This window comes from Nitrosomonas oligotropha, assembly GCF_900106555.1.
Classification (GTDB): domain Bacteria; phylum Pseudomonadota; class Gammaproteobacteria; order Burkholderiales; family Nitrosomonadaceae; genus Nitrosomonas; species Nitrosomonas oligotropha_A.
Genome location: NZ_FNOE01000069.1, coordinates 1 through 2,355, shown reverse-complemented (window position 1 = coordinate 2,355; position 2,355 = coordinate 1). Strand labels below are relative to the sequence as shown.

Below are 2,355 nucleotides of genomic sequence, written 5' to 3'. Positions count from 1 at the left end.
TTCCTGACGATCCAATAATGTTAAGCGAGTGCGTTTGTGTATGTTCATCTACAGTATTCTCCTGAATACTGTAAACAACGCTAGGAATTCTTACAATTCAGACCTTCAGCTTGCACCGCAACTAGAAAATCATCATCAAAATACGTATCAGCCAGAAAGTCAGCGCGGTAGAAACCGAGCTTCTTGAATTGAAGCTCCAACTTCTCACGAATCTCGGCCATGGCGAAACCCAGATCACGATTCACAATTTCAAGCCTGACCCAGCTAACAGATTCAGCATCAAGACCATGTGACTGCTTTGTCTGTTCCGCTTTGTCATACACGGTAACCCGGATATTGCTACGATTGCTGCCACAAATTTGGGACTGAATTTCATCATCCGCGCCGCGAATAATCTCAGAACAACTAAACCCCTTCGTGTACATATAAAACTTATCTACAGCAGAATGGCAATCAATGGTGGTATCCAACCTAGTTAAACGAGCCTCATAGAACAAAGTCCGCGCCAGCTTTATACCCAGGATCTTGATTAAAAAAGCCCGTATTTTAAACCCACCATCCTCGCCCAATTTCGCGGGATTAAACTCAAACTTAATAAAGTTATGTGACTTATTTTTAGAAAATATAGATACCTTTAAATTGAAATAATTTTCTTTAGAGGAATAACCTTGTTTAACATTTGAATGCATGGGGATATCAAAATGAAAAGTGTGGTTATACCTCCCATTAATTTCCCGGTAATGTTTAACCCTATAATCACTAATGCCATGCGGGTCGGAATTGTCCTTATTTACTTTCTGGTTATAAGGTTCACTATTAAGAAGCTGAAAGAGGTTATTCTTAACTTCTAGCCGTTCACTTTTTATTATAGATACCGTAAAACTTACCATATCAAAAAATACATTTGTCATTTGCTTGTCCATAATAAATCACCGTTGCGATTTACAATTTATTAATACGATAACAATCAAATTAATTGACTGTTAGCTGCAAATACGATTGGTGATGAATGTGAACCGAATTAATAGAAAAATATTATCCATGTTCTTATAACGTGCTGTTAGTAATCATAATTTGTGTCTTAGATATACTGTGCAACATGAAAAATATTCGTCACTTTCGTCACATTCATCACATCAACTAAATCATCAGGATTTTTTCCGTGATGGAGTGATCATCACTTGCACACCAGCACTTGTCTTTCCGAGGTGTTTAATTTTTATCCCATGCAGTTCGAACAAAGCCTTTTCGACTCTACCCAGCTCCGCTTTGAAGGCTTTGGAGTTTGCAGGTATGCTGTGAGGGGAATTTGAATATTTCTTGAGTACCGCTATAAAATCGGTCAGAAGATATTTTTCAGCTTCACGTAGTTTCCTGGCCAGCGATATCACAGCTTGTGCTAGGTCAGAATCTTCGATAATTGAAGCTGAACCACGCCTCAGGTTATTTTCATAAGCCTCAATAAAACTACCTTCCTTAAGCTGTAACACCTGTTCAAGTGCGATACCAACTTTAGTAAAATCCCCCATTCTGAAAAGCGTCACGGGATTTTCAATTTTATCTATTAGAACAAATACTTTCTGCAAAATTCCATAGAAACCTTTGAGGATTTCGGGGAAATCCGTTTTAAACTGGCTTTTTAAATTTATTTTGCCTCCCGTTTTCGCATATTCCGCAGTAGTGAGAGGCTTCAATTGCAAATGAACCACTCTGCTGAGCAAGTCATGTTGTGAAAACGGCGACTGCAAGCTGTTAATAATGGTAGGTTTATGTAGATCAACAACGACCGCATCAGTATTGGTAAAGAACTTCCGGGCAATTGCCTTGCCACCTGTTGATGATTGACAAAGCAGGTTTTGAATATTTGGTTTAAAAACATCACCATTATTATCAAATGCTGGTACGTGACGGTGAAATGCAGCCAGCTTTATGTCTTCTATCGAGGTGAGTGGAGCAGCTACCCCAAAACTCGTTGGGTCTAGAATCTCTAGGATGTAAGAATTCCTAGCGTTGTTTACAGTATTCAGGAGAATACTGTAGATGAACATACACAAACGCACTCGCTTAACATTATTGGATCGTCAGGAAATCTGGCGGCTATATCAAACCCGGTTGTGGAAGGTAGTTCAGCTGGCAGAACACTTCCACGTCAGCCGTCCAACGATTTATGACGTACTGAAACGAGCTAGGTTACAGGAATTTATCCCGCGTGACAGTACCAACCAACGATTCAAGACGTTGCAGTATGGCCTTAAACGTTTGGCCAAGGTCGAGCAAACCATCCAGGAACGTCTCAAACGTGAAGCGAAGCGCTATAACAAATCTTACCCGGGCGAGCTCGTTCATTTCGATACC

The 2,355-nt window shown here is 40.0% G+C and carries 3 protein-coding genes; 1 reads left to right on the top strand and 2 read right to left on the bottom strand.

Annotation, left to right across the window (positions count from 1 at the left end):
* Positions 1-80: 80 nt before the first annotated feature.
* Together BLU57_RS15560 and BLU57_RS15555 are read right to left on the bottom strand one after the other, a co-directional pair.
* Complete coding sequence (locus BLU57_RS15560) at positions 81-923, bottom strand: hypothetical protein (RefSeq protein ID WP_090322910.1); 843 nt, start codon at positions 921-923, stop codon at positions 81-83.
* Between the two features lie 225 nt (positions 924-1,148).
* Entirely contained in the window at positions 1,149-2,048 is a 900-nt protein-coding gene (locus BLU57_RS15555) for a hypothetical protein (protein WP_090322907.1), read from the bottom strand.
* On the opposite strand from BLU57_RS15555, the gene BLU57_RS15550 reads away from it, so the two are divergent.
* Positions 2,041-2,355: helix-turn-helix domain-containing protein (locus BLU57_RS15550; RefSeq protein ID WP_176776432.1), on the top strand; the 315-nt coding region annotated here is incomplete at its 3' end. The genes BLU57_RS15555 and BLU57_RS15550 overlap by 8 nt on opposite strands.